The organism is Mucilaginibacter tolerans (assembly GCF_030519375.1).
Classification (GTDB): domain Bacteria; phylum Bacteroidota; class Bacteroidia; order Sphingobacteriales; family Sphingobacteriaceae; genus Mucilaginibacter.
The window spans coordinates 24,198-39,764 of the sequence record NZ_JAUMKB010000029.1; the positions used below are offsets into that span (position 1 = coordinate 24,198).

General features: G+C 40.5%; 18 protein-coding genes and 1 tRNA gene. 14 read left to right on the plus strand and 5 right to left on the minus strand.

Annotated features, from left to right (window positions below; genetic code table 11):
- Positions 1-4 precede the first annotated feature (4 nt).
- The gene (locus Q3A68_RS22740) at positions 5-994 is read left to right on the plus strand and encodes an LppY/LpqO family protein (protein ID WP_302903449.1); all 990 of its coding nucleotides are present in this window, start codon (positions 5-7) and stop codon (positions 992-994) included.
- Between the two features lie 73 nt (positions 995-1,067).
- Here Q3A68_RS22740 and Q3A68_RS22745 read toward each other — a convergent pair whose 3' ends face one another.
- Positions 1,068-2,180 carry a glycosyltransferase family 4 protein gene (locus Q3A68_RS22745; RefSeq protein ID WP_302903450.1) on the minus strand — a complete coding sequence of 371 codons (1,113 nt, stop codon included), beginning with the start codon at positions 2,178-2,180 and terminating at the stop codon, positions 1,068-1,070.
- Positions 2,181-2,922: 742 nt separating this feature from the next.
- Here Q3A68_RS22745 and Q3A68_RS22750 point away from each other — a divergent pair.
- The 9 genes from Q3A68_RS22750 to Q3A68_RS22790 all read left to right on the plus strand — a co-directional run bounded on the left by Q3A68_RS22750 (position 2,923) and on the right by Q3A68_RS22790 (position 8,642).
- Positions 2,923-3,147, plus strand: coding sequence for a tyrosine-type recombinase/integrase (locus Q3A68_RS22750; protein ID WP_302903451.1), 225 nt, complete (start codon positions 2,923-2,925; stop codon positions 3,145-3,147).
- Between the two features lie 213 nt (positions 3,148-3,360).
- The gene (locus tag Q3A68_RS22755) at positions 3,361-3,774 is read left to right on the plus strand and encodes a hypothetical protein (protein WP_302903452.1); all 414 of its coding nucleotides are present in this window, start codon (positions 3,361-3,363) and stop codon (positions 3,772-3,774) included.
- 13 nt (positions 3,775-3,787) lie between these two features.
- The gene (locus Q3A68_RS22760) at positions 3,788-3,934 is read left to right on the plus strand and encodes a hypothetical protein (protein WP_302903453.1); all 147 of its coding nucleotides are present in this window, start codon (positions 3,788-3,790) and stop codon (positions 3,932-3,934) included.
- Positions 3,935-4,193: 259 nt separating this feature from the next.
- On the plus strand, positions 4,194-4,445 hold the full coding sequence (locus tag Q3A68_RS22765) for a hypothetical protein (protein WP_302903454.1): 252 nt from the start codon (positions 4,194-4,196) through the stop codon (positions 4,443-4,445).
- A gap of 115 nt (positions 4,446-4,560) precedes the next feature.
- Positions 4,561-5,715 (plus strand): hypothetical protein, encoded by a 1,155-nt coding sequence (locus tag Q3A68_RS22770; RefSeq protein ID WP_302903455.1) that lies wholly within the window; start codon positions 4,561-4,563, stop codon positions 5,713-5,715.
- A gap of 71 nt (positions 5,716-5,786) precedes the next feature.
- On the plus strand, positions 5,787-6,074 hold the full coding sequence (locus Q3A68_RS22775; RefSeq protein ID WP_302903456.1) for a helix-turn-helix domain-containing protein: 288 nt from the start codon (positions 5,787-5,789) through the stop codon (positions 6,072-6,074).
- Between the two features lie 8 nt (positions 6,075-6,082).
- A complete protein-coding gene (locus Q3A68_RS22780) occupies positions 6,083-7,309 on the plus strand; it encodes a primase-helicase family protein (RefSeq protein WP_302903457.1) in 1,227 nt (408 codons plus the stop codon).
- Positions 7,310-7,563: 254 nt separating this feature from the next.
- The gene (locus Q3A68_RS22785; protein WP_302903458.1) at positions 7,564-8,466 is read left to right on the plus strand and encodes a DUF8464 domain-containing protein; all 903 of its coding nucleotides are present in this window, start codon (positions 7,564-7,566) and stop codon (positions 8,464-8,466) included.
- 44 nt (positions 8,467-8,510) lie between these two features.
- Complete coding sequence (locus tag Q3A68_RS22790; protein ID WP_302903459.1) at positions 8,511-8,642, plus strand: hypothetical protein; 132 nt, start codon at positions 8,511-8,513, stop codon at positions 8,640-8,642.
- A gap of 273 nt (positions 8,643-8,915) precedes the next feature.
- Here the strand turns inward: Q3A68_RS22790 and Q3A68_RS22795 are convergent.
- A tRNA-Ala gene (locus tag Q3A68_RS22795) sits at positions 8,916-8,989 on the minus strand.
- Between the two features lie 194 nt (positions 8,990-9,183).
- On the opposite strand from Q3A68_RS22795, the gene Q3A68_RS22800 reads away from it, so the two are divergent.
- The 4 genes from Q3A68_RS22800 to Q3A68_RS22815 all read left to right on the plus strand — a co-directional run bounded on the left by Q3A68_RS22800 (position 9,184) and on the right by Q3A68_RS22815 (position 11,997).
- Complete coding sequence (locus Q3A68_RS22800; protein WP_302903460.1) at positions 9,184-9,489, plus strand: hypothetical protein; 306 nt, start codon at positions 9,184-9,186, stop codon at positions 9,487-9,489.
- A 750-nt stretch (positions 9,490-10,239) separates the two neighbouring features.
- On the plus strand, positions 10,240-11,442 hold the full coding sequence (locus Q3A68_RS22805) for an MFS transporter (RefSeq protein WP_302903461.1): 1,203 nt from the start codon (positions 10,240-10,242) through the stop codon (positions 11,440-11,442).
- A gap of 180 nt (positions 11,443-11,622) precedes the next feature.
- Positions 11,623-11,808, plus strand: a complete 186-nt coding sequence (locus Q3A68_RS22810; RefSeq protein ID WP_302903462.1) for a hypothetical protein — start codon at positions 11,623-11,625, stop codon at positions 11,806-11,808.
- Between the two features lie 36 nt (positions 11,809-11,844).
- The gene (locus Q3A68_RS22815) at positions 11,845-11,997 is read left to right on the plus strand and encodes a hypothetical protein (RefSeq protein WP_302903463.1); all 153 of its coding nucleotides are present in this window, start codon (positions 11,845-11,847) and stop codon (positions 11,995-11,997) included.
- A 56-nt stretch (positions 11,998-12,053) separates the two neighbouring features.
- On the opposite strand, the gene lpxB is transcribed toward Q3A68_RS22815, so the two are convergent.
- The 3 genes from lpxB to Q3A68_RS22830 form a co-directional block, all read right to left on the minus strand.
- A complete protein-coding gene (gene lpxB, locus Q3A68_RS22820) occupies positions 12,054-13,166 on the minus strand; it encodes a lipid-A-disaccharide synthase (RefSeq protein ID WP_302903464.1) in 1,113 nt (370 codons plus the stop codon).
- A 5-nt stretch (positions 13,167-13,171) separates the two neighbouring features.
- Positions 13,172-13,945, minus strand: coding sequence for a 5'/3'-nucleotidase SurE (gene surE, locus Q3A68_RS22825; protein ID WP_302903465.1), 774 nt, complete (start codon positions 13,943-13,945; stop codon positions 13,172-13,174).
- A 119-nt stretch (positions 13,946-14,064) separates the two neighbouring features.
- Positions 14,065-15,162, minus strand: coding sequence for a hypothetical protein (locus tag Q3A68_RS22830; protein ID WP_302903466.1), 1,098 nt, complete (start codon positions 15,160-15,162; stop codon positions 14,065-14,067).
- Positions 15,163-15,567 lie beyond the last annotated feature (405 nt).

The window sequence follows — 15,567 nt, forward strand, 5'->3', positions numbered from 1 at the left end:
TACCATGGAAAGCGATTATTCTTTAAGCCGCCGGAATATCCTGAAGGCAGGTGCTTTATTAACCGGGGCAAGCCTACTACGTTTAGAAAAAGCAGAAGCATTGAATTTGCCATCACCCAAAACTCCTGCTTTAACGCCAGCTGAGATCGCTGCTATTGAAGCAGCTATCGGGAAGAAGGGTAGTTACAAAGAGACAGAGTCGACTTATACTATCGGGCTACCCCGCAATGATCTCAAAGTAACCTTAAAAGGTGAGCCGGTTCCTATTCCTTTTGGCTTTGGCGGCTGGGTATCCATCAAACGCACGATGGATGGGAAATCAGCCATGCTAATGGGGGACAATGTATTATTGCAGGAAGAGGTAAACCCGCTAATCACTGCTGCTCAGGCCGAAGGTCTGGAAGTTGGGGCAATTCACAATCACTTTTTTTATGAAGAGCCGCGTATTTTTTATATGCATTTACATGGCATGGGCTCTCCCGAAGAACTGGCCAAGAAATATGCAAAAGCGATCTCAAACAGTAAAATATTACCGGCTAACCAACCGCCGGCAGGGCCGCCTCCGGCAAAAACCGGCAAGGATATTTTTGATGTGACTAAACTAAATGAGATCGTGAAATATGAGGCAGCTGTTAATGGACCGACAATTAAATACACCATTGGTCGCCCAGATCTAACAGTGGTTGCAATGGGCACCGAAATGACTACCAATATCGGCCTCAATACTTGGGCGTCGTTTTGCGGATCAATGGAAAACGCGCATATGGCAGGTGATGTGGCCATGCTGGATCACGAAGTGAATTCGGTAATTAAAGCCTTCCGTGCCAATAATATTGAAGTTGTAGCGGTACACAGTCACATGTTAGGCGACAAGCCCGCTATCAAATTTCTGCACTATCTTGGCACAGGCCCGGCGCTTGATCTGGCCAAAGCATTTAGGCACGCATTAGACCAATTAGGAAAAAAATCCTCGATGGGTGATATGAAAATGTAAAGAGATATAGCTATTAAAATAAAAAGAGGCTTTTAGTTTTTATCTAAAAGCCTCTTGCGCTTGTGAGCTAGTGTTAATTCAAATTCTGATAAATGCCTTTAATTTGATGCGCCCATTCATCCAGGTTAAAGGCTTTTTCCACATAAGCTTTCTGATCGACGATTATTTGCTTTTTCTTATCATGGCTTAATGATATAAGCGATAGCATGGCATCTTGTAAGCCGGCAACATCTTCTGATTCGAACATATAGGTGTGCGGTATGTTCAGCGATTGCGGTCCCGGGATGTTGCTACTGATGATTGGTTTTTCGCAATAAGCAGCTTCTACAAGCGCATTGCAAAAACCTTCTTCACGGGCTGCCGAGATAAAATAGTCACTCAGATTATAATATGAAGCAATATCATCCCTTGGTTTTAAGATTCGGAGCCATTCCGGAATTTCCCCGAAACGGTCTTTTATCTTTTGCTCAATGGCTTCCCTGTTTACCGATAGGCTTAGCAGCAGGCAAACATCATGACCTTTTTCAACCAACCCATCCATCGCCCCCAGCACAATATCAACCCCCTTTCTATAATAGTCGAATCCGAACATCAAAAATACGGTAGTGTCCGAACTAATATAAAAATCACCCCTGCTTAACTTTTCATATTTGTTCAGGCGATTAAAGTCGATAGCATTGGTAACATAGGTCACTTTGTCGTTCGTAAGCTTGAAATTTTTGCGGTACTCAATAGCAACCGACTCACTGCAGCCTATGTATAAATCGACATGATTTAAAGCTTTCCTTAAGCTTTCACTAACAAGCCCCCTAGGCTTATCATGGTTCCTTAAATGACGTATAATAATGAGGTTCTTTTTATAAAGCATCTTGACAATTTTGAACATGGAAAATTGTCTTGTGCCTGCAAAATGAGCATGAACATATTTTATGTGATGCCGGGCTATAATTTTTTTGATCGTGAATATGTCCCGATAGAAATTACCGCTCAGGAAATAGATTTTTTTGCCTTCATCTATAAGGCCCTGCACCCAGGGGATATCAGCGGTGTTTTCATGGAATAAATAGATCATGTCAACAGCATCATTCTTAAGGCTTTGCTCCAGCTTTAACAGCGATTTAAAGAAACTTCCTCCATAGGGTGATCTAAAACAGAGAAACTGAAGAACGTTTTTAGACGAGTTCATTAAAATTAAAAATTTGATTTTAGTTAAACCAATAATACTTTGTTACTTCTCACTAAAGGGTTTAATGGTAATCGATGCCCCTGAATTATTGGGGGCTATCAAAGGCAGGCCTGCCATGTAAAAAATCAAATTCTTAAAGCACAGAGGGATAGGTAATGGTTTTGATAATCTATTAAATACCCGGACGATCGGATATTCAATAATCGTGGTTCCAGCAGCCAAACTGCTAAAACAAATAGGATAGTTACGAAACACTCAGCTATAAGTTTTATAAAATCGGTCACTGTTTTTTTGTTTTCGACTGTTGTTTTGTCTATCAGTTTTATCAGACTTGTATTATCAACTTTGGAATAAAAAACATTAAACGTCCTTTTAAAATTGACCTTGTTGTGTATTTGTGATTTGAGGTCAGCATGAGTGGTATTTTTCAACAAAAATATATGCGAGGTGGCGACAAAAAAATATATGGCTGCTATAAATGGCACCAAAATATTCCTTGCTATATTACTTGTACAAAAGTCCATTTCTGAAAATATGGCTACAAAGTAGAAAATTAATTAATTTTATTCAAATAAAATGAAGTTCTGGTTATAAAAATGCCAAAAAAGCACACCTTTCTATGAAAATTCTTATTCTGGTTTAATGCTCGCTTATACGAAATAATATCTATTATGTTAGGGAAGAATACTTATTATCAACCCTGGCAAAGTCTGTCAAGTATCGCAAGCTAAAGGTGCTTAAAATGGTAAATACCCATATTAAAGAAATTGCGGAATCTGTCGGTATCGAAAAGACGGTTACCTCCTATGTAGCGCGTCACTCTTATGCCACTGCTTTAAGGAGAAACGGAATTTCGAAAGAAATGATAGGGCAGTCTTTAGGCCATAACGACCTAAAGACGACTAATATTTATTTAGATGACATCGGTGATCCCGTAATGGACGAAATGATAAATAGTGCGATTTAAATCCATAATTTTACCAATTACGTTTAGCAGGGAGATTTTAAATGCTCTCTTTAAATAGCCATACGCTGTAGATCTATGTTTAATGAATCCGCACCCTATAAACTTGTTCAAGTCCGTAAAAACAAATATTCGCGTCATGAGACATTTGAGCGCGAATTTATTTATCGTTTTTACAGGCATAACAAGCGAAGCTGCATTAAATATATTGTCTCAGTGAAAACGTACGCCGGTGGTTTACTAACACTGGATTATTATCCGAAGATCAACCTTACACCTAAAGTCAATTCGCTGGATGATATTCAGGATCTCAGGTATCGGGTACTGACCCGCCAAAATTCTTTCGGGGTTATTGGGGGAACCATATTAGATATCATGGCGGATATTACTGCCGCAACGGGTTTTCAAAATTGGGGCTTTTTAGCTGCTAATTTGCCTGATGAAACTGAAAATGCCAACAATAAACGCTATAAGGTATATCGGGAAATACTTAAGCGGACATTCTATAAACAGCACAATGTTTATGGTAATAAAGAAAATAGCGCTATATTTGTTATAAAGGAAACGAAGGATGAAGACGCTAAAAAAATCATCAAACGCTACGAGGAAATCTTCGAAGAAACGAACTAACGGGAGCTTTGCGGTGGCACGTGAAGCAAATGGCCGTTTTGTGGCCGTTTCTTACACGTCTACAGTTAAAGTGATCAGTACCGGCAGGTTTAATGGCATGTCCGAAAACATAGAGAAATTTGAACCCGTCATCATACCGGGGTATAAGGTACGCGGTTAACATAATCGCTAAAATTTAGATGCCCTGGTTTTTTGACCGGGGCATTTTTTTTAGTGTATTCCGGAAAGCTGAGGTTGGAAAACTGTATCAAATCATTTTCCAGTGGTGTGCATAAATGTCAACAAACAGCAGGTCAAGGCGGTGATCATTGGAAGTCATCACCCGTTATTGATTGCGGGGACGCCATGCCCAAAGGCAACTTGCCTAACAAATGGAACCGAAAGACTTTTTTGTAGTTTTGTAATAAGGAGAACAAGTCATGAAAAAAACAAGCATTCAACCAAGTGGAGAAATCCAACCCTCCTTCTTCAAAGTAAAAACACATTCGATTGCCGATATATTAATTGCCGGTGGCGCAACTGTTTTCGCCGCCAAAATGGGCAAAAAATGGGAAAATCTTCCGGCGCGTCTTAAAGATTTCCAAAAGGAAGCTTTCCTGACAGATGAGGAGCCAAATCTGCATTGGAATCGCTTAAAAATAGTGCTTAGGAAATTAAATCCTATCATATAGTAAGCATTATGGTATCGAATATCCTACACAGCGTGTAGAATATTCGATACTATTTGACATTAAGAAATAAGTAAACTATTTGCGAAGTTTTGCTATTGATAATTGTAAACTGCCTATGTATTTCTTAAACCTCAAAGCGTTCCATCCAGTTGTCGGTATCAATACCGACAATTACAGTAAATATCCTTTTCTTGAATCAACCGACGGATTATTCGAACCTGATGACTTTGACTTTAATTTCAACCGTAGCTTCTCTTTTGAGCGAATCGAAATAAATAAGGAGCAGTCCTTTTATGTGAGTGAACCGAATTTAATTAAGATCTTTAAGAAGACAGCATCGGGGTATAACAAGATACTGGTCAATAACATCCAGCCAATTGAAGAAACATATATAAATGAATTAGCAGAACTGTTTTATGACGGCTACTCCGCTGGTATTGCACAATTCTACGAAGAGATTGGCCAAACTTTTTTATCCCTGGAGTTGGAGCAGAAAAAGCAAGCCCTTCGGGACTTTATTACTTACTGTCACGTGAACCTTTATTTTGAAGGCTTTGCCATTCCTGAGGTAATTTATGCCTTGGGATATATACAGGCATCGCTGGTCAAAGGCTTTCAGGAATACAGCAACCTGAAAGATCTGAAAGAAAAAGAACAGGTGCCACCCGTAGTAAACGTTTATCCCGTTGTTAAAATGCCTGAGCCGGAAGTGAAACCGGAACCGGTAACTGAAGCACCGATAGAACCTGCGCCGAAACCGGCACTGCCGCGGATTACAGCTACTGATTTTAACAATCATATTTCTTTACGATATCCAGCCAGTAAGATATTCGACCTTTGGTGCGCCTTATTGGATATGCAGCTGTGCCAACTGATGCAGGTGCCGCAAGCCTTTAGTAGCGAAGACGAAATTAAGGACCTGCTGGGAAGACTTTTTAAAGCGGATGACCAGGAACAAATTTGGCCTATTAGCAATAGCCAACACTATTATCAAATGGCACCAGGATATCAAAATTTGTTATGCCTATTAATGCACGCTACCTATAAACTGAATACGACGTATCTGAAAGTACCGCAGATGAAATACTGTGAATTACTTAAATTCAACTTCTCTCCCTTTGATACCTACGAATCAGTTGGTGACATTCAGCGGAATATGACCAAGAAGAAAGATTCCGCCATAGACTTTGTGCATAAAAGCGGTGGAACATATGCTAAAAAAGCCTACGAAGTCTTAAAGAAAGTACCGACTTATATACTCAGATCCTAACGACGTTCAACTTCGTTCACTAACGTTGGGTTATTTTCATACTCTTTTGTGTTCATCAATTTTTTTAATTTATGAACGCAACATTTGTTACTACCCTATCGACACAGGAGCTCCAGGAGCTTATTGAGTCATCTGTCAGAAATGCAGTACACTTACGGCCACCCCGCCCGGATAACGAGGATGACACCTTGCTGGATACCAAGGAAGCAGCCGTCCTGATCAAGTACGAAGTCACTTCACTTTATGGGCTGGTGAAAAGAAAAAAGATTCCTTTCTGTAAAGTGGAAGGCAAGCTGCTTTTCTCCCGTAAAAAACTATTGGCAGGGATCGGCAGCGGCCAGCAGACCGTCGCGCAATAACTACTGTTATGGCTGATCAGTTTTTTCCCTTAAACCAACCGGGAAGTTACATCCGCGTGCAGACCTCATATTACAAGCGCACGCGGCGACCCATGGTTACCGGCGGTTATACGGACGGCTGGTTGCTCTGGTCATCGGAAACACTCAAAAGAGATTTGAGTGCGGATGCAATCAAAAAGATCCGCAAGTTCGATGTGTATTGCTGTGTTCCCAGCCATACCGATTACCGGGAAACCATTGGCAATTACTTTAATAAGTATCATCCTTTGGAGTTCAAACCAGGGCCGGGTTCCTGTGAGACCATTTTGAGCTTTTTGCATCACATCTTTGGTGAGCAGTACGAGCTGGGGCTGGATTATATTGCCCTTCTCTATACTCGGCCGGTCATTAAACTACCTATTCTTTGCCTGGTATCCAAAGAACGTAAGACAGGAAAGACAACGTTCCTTGACTTATTAAAAGTGATTTTCGGTAACAACATGACCTTTAACGGGAACCATGATTTTCGCTCGCAGTTCAATTCCGACTGGATGAATATGCTGATCATCGCCGTGGAGGAAGTACTGCTGGACAAAAAGGAGGACTCGGAAAAGATTAAGAACCTGAGCACCGCCAAAGTATCCAAGGTAGAAGCCAAAAGCAAGGATAAGCGCGAAACAGAGTTCTTTGGCAAGTTTATCCTTTGTTCCGATAATGAGTGCAATTTTATTGTCATTGAACCGACAGAGACCCGTTATTGGGTCAGGAAGGTCCCCGTATTCGAGAATGAGAATGTTCGCCTTTTGGAACAAATGACCAGGGAGATCCCTGCTTTCCTATTCCATTTATCGAAGCGGCCTTTATCGGTGCCGGTCGGTAACACCCGGATGTGGTTTTCCGAGCAGCAGATCCGAACGGATGCTTTATTGCGCGTGATGCGCAATAACCGCAATAGGCTTGAAACGGAATTGTTGTTACTGTTCAAAGAGATTCAGGAGCATAACCCAAACGAGAAAATGCGCTTTGCCAACAAGGATATCCTCGACCTGCTTAAAAAAAGCATGTTGCGCCTGACACGGCAGGATGTGTCGCAGCTGATGCAACAGGAATGGGGCCTTGTGCCGGCGCCGAACAGTTTAAGTTATTTAACCTATTGCTATAATAACCTCAACGAATTGGTAACAGTTGCCAAAACAGGCAGGTATTATACTATTACGGAAGAGTGGCTCAGGCAAAAGTTTGATGAGTCGGGCTAAGTACTCATTTATCGAATTGCTTTTCAGCGCATTACACGCTCATCATCGTTTGACGAGGCACGATGAGCAATGATGAGCGCGATGAGCAAACTCATCAAAGTAGAAAACCATGATGAAATGATGATGAGGATATAAATAATTTATTTATAAATAGTTACAGCTATCGCTCATCATTCATCATAAAATCAAGGGCAGCCCTCCCGTATGGTTTGGCACCTGCATCATTTAATTATAAACCCATTAGATTTTACAACATGACACGATATAACTGTAAAACAGCAAAAGAGCTCCCTATCATAGATTACCTGGAGCTATGCGGCATTCAGCCGCAAAGGATCAAAGGTCATAACTACTGGTACTTATCGCCATTGCGGGAAGAAAAGACCGCTTCATTTAAAGTGAACACTAAGCTTAACGCCTGGATGGATTTTGGTGAAGGGATCGGCGGCAATTTAATTGACTTGGGAATACGCATGCATCATTGCTCGGTAGAGGAATTCCTGGAGCGTTTAAATAATGGCAATCTTGATTTTTCTTTTCGTCAGCAAACGTCGCAAAGGGCAGATCCGCAGCCGGAGAACCCGGTGATGATCACCGGCGTGAAAGCGCTTAGTCACCCTGCCTTGGTCTCCTACCTGGAATCGCGCAAGATTGATCCGGCCATTGCCGCTAGCTATTGCAAAGACATCGATTTCACCATCGGCGGCAAATCTTATTTCGCTATTGGCTTTCCTAATCGTTCGGGTGGCTATGAGCTGCGGAATAACTGGTTCAAAGGCGCATCGTCTCCCAAGGACATTACCATCATTGACAGTGGGCATAAAGCCGCCATTGTTCTGGAAGGCTTTACTGATTTCCTTTCGCTTTTGCAACTGAAGAGAGGTCAATCTCATTCGGATTTTATCATCCTGAATTCCGTTGCATTGGCCGAAAGGGCGGTGCCCGTTTTACAGAGTTACCAGGAAGCTTTCCTGATGCTTAATCACGACAAGGCTGGGATTGCAGCAATGGAAAAATTGCAGGCAGCGGGTATCAGCTTCACCGATGCATCAGGTTTTTACCAAGGCTTTAACGACATCAACGAATACCTGGTTGCACAAAGGCAAGCTTCTTTGCAACCACAGATCCGGCACAGAGCGAGATCATACAGAATATGAATGTGCTGCCTACTCATTTTCAATGTTTTTGCTGTGACCTCGAATTGACAAACCATTCTGAGTTGGACGTGGTTGAATTGGGCGGTCAATATAAAATGGAAGAAATATATGACCCGCGGGAATACTACGAAATCGAAGGAGATGAGGAACCGGATTTTGACTACGGAAATGATTAATGGAGAATTCGCGGATATCGACCATCTGATTCCGGCATAAACCTTAACCTCGTATAAATTTAGAAATTGAACTTAAGCGGGTGCTATGAAAATATTGCAAGGCGTTATGGTGAATTGTAATCGACTTGGCTAAAAATAACTAACAAATACAATTTTCTCGCACTTTACGCATAAGAAAACTTAATTGTAATGAAGGATACTGTTGTACCTATGTTGTACCCGATAAAAAATCAGGCTTTTAGAAAATAATCTAAAAGCCTGATAATCAATGTGTGGAGAATATCGGAGTCGAACCGATGACCTCTTGCATGCCATGCAAGCGCTCTAGCCAGCTGAGCTAATCCCCCGAATCGGATTGCAAATATATGTTTTTAAAATAAAGCCCCAAACGAAATATCTAAAATGCAAATTTGCTGTAAAATGTACTTATCCCTATAAGCGGTCTGTCGATTTCATCCTGTATCAAATCGGACTCCTTTACTCAAAATGAAACATTCGCAGGGCCATTGAGTTAATATAGAATTAACTTAATTCACTACCAATGAAAACATTAATAAAGACTGCCCTGTTCTTGGGGGCAATGTTATTTGCTATTCAAGGAATGGCAAATACTATCAAAAGCGACACTACAAAGGTCGGTAAAGTAACACGAAAAGTAGGAAACCAGGTATCCAATACCGCCGCAAACACAGAGTCGCACATTGTCGATAAAAAGTATGCTGAGAAGCGCGGGCCTCATGGTGAATCTGTTTATATCACCAAACATTCGCATTACTATTACATCAATAAAAAAGGCCATCGTGTTTATATAACGAAGGCTCAGATGAAGGACGAAAAAGAGGACTGAATTTCTGGTAACGACTGCAATCAGAGTTGAGTAAGTAGCTAATTTGACAGATTGCAATTCGAAATTTTGGCGTCGCAAAACCACCTAAAAACAGTAAAGCCCCTGATGGGCAGGGGCCTTTACTAACCAATTATAAACCTAAATTATGAGAAGACTTTTTTAAAATTTTATGGTGTAAAAGTAACACTTATATTTGAAATGTCCTATACACATTTGTAATTTTTTTGTCAGTAATTCAATTAACTTCTGTTAACATTAATTTTACACTAACTAAACAACTGAAATTATATAAATATGTAATTTTTTGTCGTCGTGTTATTCTTTTATTTAAGTCAACGATGTAAAATTAGATAAAAAATTCATAAAAGCAACAATTTTTTTAATAAAATCAATAAAATCATAAAAATCAGATCAATAAAACTCTAAAAAATTGAATAATTTGTTGATTTTTCGCGTTTTTGCCTCGGTTTTAAATTATTTTTAAGTAAATATCAAATTATAAATCCTCATTTTATCTCAATTTTGTTACTTAAGCCAAATTAATCGATCTTTTTTTAACGAAAATGCCTCGATAAGCTAAAAATTGTTAAAGTTCTGCTTTTAATTATCGGTTTTTAACGATGATTGTCTCTGTTTGAGGCATTTTTACAGTTTATTTCATCTATAACGCAAAATTTTGAGAATATTACTTAATGCCAACATCTTTCTTCATATACTTTATCACTTTTGCCGGAAGATCTATTTGCTTACATGACTAATACAAGAAGCTATACTCATCCCGAACTTACCTCCTCGCTATTATGGGTAATGGCAATAGCAACCGGACTGATCGTAGCCAATCTTTATTATAACCAGCCTTTGTTGGACGATATGGCCCGTACTTTTCATGTCGGGAGTGGCAAGGCGGGGCAGGTAGGTGGCCTGACACAATTAGGTTATGCTACGGGGATGCTTTTTATCGCACCGCTTGCTGATATGATCCGCCGGAAACGGCTGATCATGGTTTGTCTTGCTTTGGCTACAGGGGCGTTGGTATTGGTTGGAATGGCTACGGGGATTAATTTGCTGATCGCTGCCAGCTACCTTGTAGGTATATTCTCTTTGATCCCGCAATTGCTGGTCCCGATGACTGCTCATCTGGCCAAACCTGCGGAGCGTGGCGCCAAGATCGGTTTTGTGATGAGCGGCCTATTATTGGGGATACTGTTGTCAAGAACAATCAGTGGATTTGTTGGCGCGCACCTGGGCTGGAGGGCAATGTTTTATATAGCTGCCGGTGTAATGGTAGTGATATGGCTGCTGTTATTTTTCCTGCTTCCCGAAGTTGAACCTGAATATACCGGAACATATAGGGCGCTGATGACGTCGCTACTTACCTTAATAAAAGAAGAGCCTGCGTTACGTGTTGCAGCCATAAGAGGAGCGCTATGCTTTGCCTGTTTCAGCGCTTTTTGGGTAACACTTACTTTTCTACTGCGCGAGAACTTTGATAAGGGCAGCGATGTCGCGGGCTTATTTGGCTTGGTAGGTGCTTTCGGCGCACTTGCCGCCGGGCTGATGGGTAAACTAAGCGATAAAATGGATGCCTATAAACTATCCGCATTTACTTTGTTACTCATTGTAGTTTCGTTTGTGATATTCTACTTTTCTGCCCATAGCTTCATCGGATTGATTATAGGTGTAATTGTAATGGATATGGGCGTACAGGCAACGCATATCTCTAACCAGTCGCTGATATTTGCCCTGCGGCCCGAAGCGCGCAACCGAATTAATACCATTTATATGGTAACTTACTTCATTGGCGGTGGCTTCGGCACTTACCTTGCTGCTCAGGCCTGGGCGCATTATCAATGGACAGGCGTATGTATTCTGGGAATTGCTTTGTCTATTATCGCGGTCATTGTTCACCTGTTAAGTCACCGGATTGTACAAAAAATCAGGCGCGGTGTATAGTTAAAAGACTAATTAGGCGACGATATTTCGCTGCTTTCTAATTCATGGGTGATCATACCGATTTCTGCATTGGTATAAAATCCTGTTTTTCATTTTATTCAGCACGATTGTACACCGCTATTTTCTTTAACAGTAATTTGTGGCACAAAATTGGGGTTGTCTGATACATAATTAGCCGATATGATCGCTCCAAAAAAGGAAAAAACAAGCAACGAAGAACAGGAGTGGGAAAACCCGCAAAACCCTGAGTTGCCCTCTGACGAACGTGATAAGGAACAAATTATAAGACAATACAAGGAGGCAAAAAGACGAAAAGATAATCTTACCGAAAAAGATCACATAGACAAAGAACCAAAAGACGAGTGAACACGTATAATAAGTAGCAACCCTAATTAGACGATTATGAAGAATCATAAAAGAACTAACGCCAGTAAACTATTGACCCGCTTTGATAACGAGCTGAAGACGATTTTGATGAATGATTTGAATAATAATAAAAGCCTTAAACAGCAATTATTATATGGGAACCAGCAGGTAAGGTTACAAGTTCGCTAACACGAACCGCCTTCCGGGTTAAAGACATTACAATAGCGACCAATATATGTTGGCCGCTATTTTTTTTTCGCGTATTTTATAATGAGTCCGGCAGTTTTTTCAGATGCACCGGGTTTGCCCATTTTTTGGTGAAGCTTGCTATAGTTGCCGAGCATGTTGTCGCGATAAATCTTATCATTTAAAATCAGGCTTATTTCTTCATTGATTTTTTCAGGATTGCAGTCCTGCTGGATCAATTCTTTTACTACCAAGCTATCCATTATCAAATTAACCAGAGAAATATATTTTACCCGGATCACCATTCTTCCTATGGTTATGCTGATGGTGCTGCTTTTATATACCACCACTTGCGGCACATTAAATAAGGCAGTTTCCAGAGTAGCAGTTCCCGAAGCTACGATGGCTGCATGGGCGATGTTCAGCAGATCATAGGTCGAATTAAACACCAATTTGATTTGACTGCCCTGCAAGTATTGATCGTAATAAGCCTGGTTAAACGAAGGTGCTCCTGCAATTATGAATTGATAATCGGGCCATTTTTCAGCAACGGCAATCATATCGGGCAACAAGCGGCTGATCTCTTGCTTGCGACTGCCGGGCAATAACGCAATGACCTTTTTATCTGTGATTTGATTATGCTGCCGAAAATCTGGGTTGGGTTTAAAGGCGGAAACAGCATCCAGTAAGGGATTGCCCACATAATCCACTTCCATTCCCCAGTCTTTATAAAAATCAACCTCGAAGGGCAGAATACAAAACAGATGATCAACGATGCGCTTTATCCTGAGTACCCGCTTCTGGTTCCACGCCCATACTTTAGGCGAAATATAATAATATACCAAAATATTATTTGCTTTAGCGAACTCAGCAACTTTTAGGTTGAAGCCTGGAAAATCGATCAGCACCAAAACATCAGGTTGCCATACAGCGATATCTTCTTTGCAGGCTTTCAGGTTTTTGAAGATCGTGCGCAGGTTAGCCACTACTTCGATAAAACCCATGTAAGCCATTTCTGAATAATGTTTTACCAGGGTGCCGCCTTCTGCCAGCATCAGGTCACCGCCGAAGAAACGAAATTCAGCATCCGGGTCTTTTTCTTTCAGCGCTTTCATTAGGTTGGCCCCATGCAGATCGCCGGAGGCCTCGCCGGCTACTAAGTAATATTTCATAGCCGTCAGATATTGAACTTCCAGGTGTTAATTAAAGGAATAGCATGATGCGCAGTCATATCAAACTGCACGGGCACTACTGATACATAATTATTCTCCAACGCCCAAACGTCGGTTTCTTCGCCTGTATCGTTCAGTTGAAAAACACCCGTCAGCCAGTAATAGGGGCGTTTGTGCGGGTCCATGCGTTCATCAAATTCCTCGGCCCATTTGGCATTGGCCTGACGACATACTTTGATGCCTTTTATGTGGTGTGTGTTTGGGAAATTGACGTTGAGCAGTGTAGAGGCAGGCAACCCATTCTGCAAAACCTGCAGTGCTATTTCTTTTACATATTTTAGGCAATGATTGAAATCAGCCTGCAGGGTATAATCATCCAGTGAAAACCCTATTGATGGGATACTTTCAATCGCCCCTTCAACAGCTGCTGACATGGTGCCTGAGTACAGGATATTGATAGAATTATTCAATCCGTGATTGATGCCAGAAACGCACAGATCGGGCTTTTTACCTTTGAAAACTTTGTTTACTGCCAATTTTACGCAGTCGACAGGAGTGCCTGAACAACGGTAACTTTCAATCCCTTCATAAATATCTACCTTATCCAAACGCAGCGGACTACCGATGGTAATGGCATGCCCCATACCTGATTGCGGACTATCTGGTGCTACCACTACGACATTGCCGATTTCGCTCATGGTATCCATTAAGGCTTTTATCCCGGGCGCGGTGATGCCATCGTCGTTTACAACCAATATGGTGGGTTTGCCAGATTTCATAATCTGCCAAAATTAATCTTTTATAAGTTAGGTAGAATTAAATATAACAACAAAGCCCCGTTTTTTACGGGGCTTTGTTGTTATAAGCTGTTAATCCATTTTATAAGGGCTGCCCAGTTTTATTCAACTTTTACTTTTACCGAAGATATCCAAAGTGCTTGTCTGTCAAAGTTGTTTCTAAATTGCTTAATCAAGTAACTTTTATCGGCTGATATTTTTCCAGCAAAAACTTGCTTGCCATTTACATTAATTATCACAGGGTTTTCTAGATTTATCATAACCGGGCTTATTAAAAGTTCAATTCCTGTAACCCTCGAGGTTTCAATATTAAAAGTATTATTGTTATATGTTGCCTTAATTGCCGCATCCTTATTTAATTGGTAATAATAAAGTGGTTCTTTCATCCATACCTTGTTTTTTTTATCGTATAGTTCAAAATTAAATATTGAATACCAGTCTGCAGCTTTTTCTGTAGTATCAATACCTGTAATTTTTAGCCAATTGCACGAGCTATATAGGTCTGCCTTATCGGCTTCCCAATAAACATCGGTACTATATGGATTCCTTCTTTCGCTGTTCATAAAGACTACAGAGTAGGTAACATCTTTATCCAGGTGTTTATCTTCATGCTGATATCCAATATATTCTTTATATAGAATACCTGGGTCGTTCTTAATAAGCTCATTAATGATTGCCCGCGTTTGCTGAATAGGTCTTAGGTCGTCAAGATCGGAATGAACGATATATAAATGGCTATTTTTAACGTTCCTGATGTAAAAGTCTTTGGCGAAAATGTTGTTAAGCATTGAATTATAAGCTACAAAGCCGGCAAATATATCAGGCGAGTAAACAGCGAGACCAATAGCCCCGTCGGAACCATCTGAATGACCAAAGGCAAAGATCCGGCTGTCATCGATATTTAATATTTTCTTTAGTGAAACAAGAATGCTCGTTAAAGATTTAAAGGTCGGGTTTGGAGCCTTCCCGTTTCTGCCACCAAACTTGTTTGCAACCCAGTCAAACTTTTTATCTCGGTCCGCCACTGGCCTAACAACAATATAATCTTGCTTTTTTAAGGTGGAAAAAAGAATGTCGGCATCAAATTTATTAGGGTTGTCAATATCAGTGAAAAGACTTCTTCCAACTGCACCATGCAACATTAATACGCATGGCGACTTTTGGGTGTTTTTATAAGATGCCGGAATATATACACGCAAGGGGACTTGTCCGAAAAGCGGGTCAGTATAATAATAAATATATTCCTGCCCGGTTTGTGTAATTTTGGCGTAATGGCGCCAACTATTTAATAACTTGTAGGTTGAGTCAGCATTTATCGATTTGTCTTGCAATATTTGATCCAGTACTTTATCAGAATTATCAGCTAATGATAATTGAGCAAATTTATGTTGCGCAAACAGCTGATTCATTATGGCCAAAATGAAAATAAGCAATATTGTTTTTTGTAAAATAGGTTTCATAAATAAGGTTTAAGGTAAATGACGACGTTCAGGTAAAAATGTTGCATGTAATAAAAAAGCCCCATTTTGCACTGCCCCCAAAAAGTTAGACACTATTTGGGGGCATTTTTATGGCAAAAAACAGAAAGCATGGAGTAAAATTTA

Coding starts and splice junctions, on each gene's coding strand:
- Q3A68_RS22740 (WP_302903449.1), top strand. CDS start 5: ATGGAAAGCGATTATTCTTTAAGCCGCCGGAATATCCTGAAGGCAGGT.
- Q3A68_RS22745 (WP_302903450.1), bottom strand. CDS start 2,180: ATGAACTCGTCTAAAAACGTTCTTCAGTTTCTCTGTTTTAGATCACCC.
- Q3A68_RS22750 (WP_302903451.1), top strand. CDS start 2,923: ATGGTAAATACCCATATTAAAGAAATTGCGGAATCTGTCGGTATCGAA.
- Q3A68_RS22765 (WP_302903454.1), top strand. CDS start 4,194: ATGAAAAAAACAAGCATTCAACCAAGTGGAGAAATCCAACCCTCCTTC.
- Q3A68_RS22770 (WP_302903455.1), top strand. CDS start 4,561: ATGTATTTCTTAAACCTCAAAGCGTTCCATCCAGTTGTCGGTATCAAT.
- Q3A68_RS22775 (WP_302903456.1), top strand. CDS start 5,787: ATGAACGCAACATTTGTTACTACCCTATCGACACAGGAGCTCCAGGAG.
- Q3A68_RS22780 (WP_302903457.1), top strand. CDS start 6,083: ATGGCTGATCAGTTTTTTCCCTTAAACCAACCGGGAAGTTACATCCGC.
- Q3A68_RS22785 (WP_302903458.1), top strand. CDS start 7,564: ATGACACGATATAACTGTAAAACAGCAAAAGAGCTCCCTATCATAGAT.
- Q3A68_RS22800 (WP_302903460.1), top strand. CDS start 9,184: ATGAAAACATTAATAAAGACTGCCCTGTTCTTGGGGGCAATGTTATTT.
- Q3A68_RS22805 (WP_302903461.1), top strand. CDS start 10,240: ATGACTAATACAAGAAGCTATACTCATCCCGAACTTACCTCCTCGCTA.
- Q3A68_RS22810 (WP_302903462.1), top strand. CDS start 11,623: ATGATCGCTCCAAAAAAGGAAAAAACAAGCAACGAAGAACAGGAGTGG.
- Q3A68_RS22815 (WP_302903463.1), top strand. CDS start 11,845: ATGAAGAATCATAAAAGAACTAACGCCAGTAAACTATTGACCCGCTTT.
- lpxB (WP_302903464.1), bottom strand. CDS start 13,166: ATGAAATATTACTTAGTAGCCGGCGAGGCCTCCGGCGATCTGCATGGG.
- surE (WP_302903465.1), bottom strand. CDS start 13,945: ATGAAATCTGGCAAACCCACCATATTGGTTGTAAACGACGATGGCATC.